The sequence below is a fragment of the Streptomyces sp. ISL-11 genome, assembly GCF_018614525.1.
Taxonomy (GTDB): Bacteria; Actinomycetota; Actinomycetes; order Streptomycetales; family Streptomycetaceae; genus Streptomyces.
In genome coordinates this window covers 1-2,160 of record NZ_JAGGOL010000040.1, presented here as the reverse complement: position 1 = coordinate 2,160, position 2,160 = coordinate 1, and the positions used below count along the sequence as shown (strand labels likewise).

The window sequence follows — 2,160 nt, the reverse complement described above, 5'->3', positions numbered from 1 at the left end:
GGGCGGCCCCTGTCACCGCTGCACGGCGTGCCGGTGCCCGTGAAGGACCTCAACCTCGTCGCCGGGGTGCCCTGCACGATGGGCTCCGCGGCGCTGACCGGTCATGTCCCGGCCGTCGACGACCACGTGGTCGGCCGGCTGCGGGCGGCGGGAACGATCCTGCTCGGGAAGACCAACACCCCGGAGTTCGGGCTGACCTCGCACACCGAGAACGACATCGCGCCGCCGGCCCGCACTCCGTGGGACCTCACCCGGTCAGCCGGTGGTTCGAGCGGCGGGGCGGCGGCCGCGGTGGCGGCCGGGCTCGCGCCGCTGGCGCACGCGAGCGACGGGGGCGGCTCCATCCGCATCCCGGCGTCGGCGTGCGGCCTCTTCGGCATCAAGCCCAGCCGCGGGCGGGTCAGTTCCGGCCCGGTGCTGCACGACGTCTCCGGACTGGGCACCTCCGGGCCCCTGGCCCGTACGGTCGCGGACGCGGCCGCGCTTCTCGACGTGCTCGCGGGAACCTCGCCGGGCGACCCCTGCAGCGCTCCCTCGCTGCCGCCGGGCGAAACCTTCGCCGCCCACGCGTGGCGCGCGCCCCGGCCCTTGCGCGTGGCCCGGCTGACGAGCCCCCCGGTGCCGGACGTCACGCTCCACCCGGACTGTCTGCGGGCGGTGGAGGAGGCGGACGCGCTGCTGCGGGAGCTCGGCCACACGGTGGAGGAGGTGGACGTGCCGCCGGACCCGACCCTCGCGGCCGACTTCACGCGCGTGTGGGGCGTGATGGCGAGGCTGCGGCCGGTGCCGGAGGGCGGCGAGGAACTGCTGCTGCCGCTGACCCGGCACCTGCGCGAGCGCGGCGCCCGCGTCACCGGGGAGGAGTTCGCACAGGCCCTGTACCGGATGCGGATGACCGGGCAGCTGATCGCCGACGGCCTCCAGCCGCCGGGCACCGGCTACGACGTGATCCTCTCCTCCACCCTGGCCCGCCCGCCGCTGCCGGTGGGGGCGCTGCGCAGGGACGACGACCCGGAGGCGGAGTTCGCGGCGCTGACCTCCTTCATCCCCTTCACGCCCGTCTGCAACGCGACCGGCCAGCCGGCGGTGAGCGTGCCGCTGCACTGGACCGCCGAGGGGCTGCCGATCGGCGTGATGCTCGCCGGGCGGTACGGGGACGAGGCCACGCTCATCTCCCTGTCGGCGCAGCTGGAGGAGGCCAGGCCCTGGGCGGGGCGCCGGCCGGCCATGTGGTGACGCCGGGCGGGACCGGGGTCAGCGGTCGCGTTCGACCAGCAGCCGCGAGCCGCTGCCGAGCTGGCCGACGCGGTCGTCCGGGTTGGACAGCACACAGCTCTCGAGGGAGAGACAGCCGCAGCCGATGCAGTCGTCGAGGTGGTCGCGCAGTCGGCCCAGCTGCTTGATCCGGGCGTCCAGCTCGCCGCGCCACGCCTCGGACAGCCGTGCCCAGTCGGTGCGGTTGGGCGTGCGCTCGTCGGGGAGTTCGGCGAGCGCCTCGCGGATGGTGGCGAGCGGGATGCCGACGCGCTGCGCGGCCCGGATGAACGCGACGCGGCGCAGCGCGTCACGGTCGAAGCGGCGCTGGTTGCCGGAGGTCCGGCGGCTGGTGATCAGGCCCTTGGACTCGTAGAAGTGCAGTGCGGAGACGGCCGCGCCGCTGCGCGCGGACAGCTGACCGACCGTGAGTTCCTGGACATTGTTCGAAATCTGCGGCACGTTTCACGACCTTACGCCAGCGGTGGGCGTTGACTTTCGGCCCGTGCGCACCGCAGGCTGAGCAAGCGCTTGGAAACCTGGATGCGTACGGGAGGTGGCGGCATGGCGGAACCCCGGATCTTCACCTCGCCCGAGGAGCTGCGGGCGGCGGTCGGCGAGGAACTCGGGCCCGGTGACTGGCTGGAGGTGGACCAGAAGCGGATCGATCTGTTCGCCGAGGCCACCGGCGACCACCAGTGGATCCACGTCGACGCCGAACGCGCGGCGGCAGGCCCGTTCGGTACGACCATCGCCCACGGCTACCTCACCCTGTCGCTGCTGGCGGCCCTGGTGCCGCCGCTGATGCGGGCCGAGGGCGCGCGGATGGGCATCAACTACGGGCTGAACAAGGTCCGCTTCCCCGCCCCGGTGCCGGCCGGCTCCCGGCTGCGCGCGCGGGCCCGG

Annotated in this window: 3 protein-coding genes; 2 read left to right on the top strand and 1 reads right to left on the bottom strand. The window is 74.5% G+C overall.

The window, feature by feature from the left end:
• Positions 1-1,236, top strand: a 1,236-nt coding sequence (locus J7E86_RS11025) for an amidase (protein WP_251018960.1), incomplete at its 5' end; no start/stop codon positions are given.
• Between the two features lie 18 nt (positions 1,237-1,254).
• On the opposite strand, the gene soxR is transcribed toward J7E86_RS11025, so the two are convergent.
• Positions 1,255-1,716 (bottom strand): redox-sensitive transcriptional activator SoxR, encoded by a 462-nt coding sequence (gene soxR / locus J7E86_RS11020; protein WP_215081403.1) that lies wholly within the window; start codon positions 1,714-1,716, stop codon positions 1,255-1,257.
• 102 nt (positions 1,717-1,818) lie between these two features.
• Between soxR and J7E86_RS11015 the strand changes: the two genes are divergently transcribed.
• The coding region (locus J7E86_RS11015; protein WP_215081402.1) for a MaoC family dehydratase at positions 1,819-2,160 on the top strand (342 nt) is incomplete at its 3' end.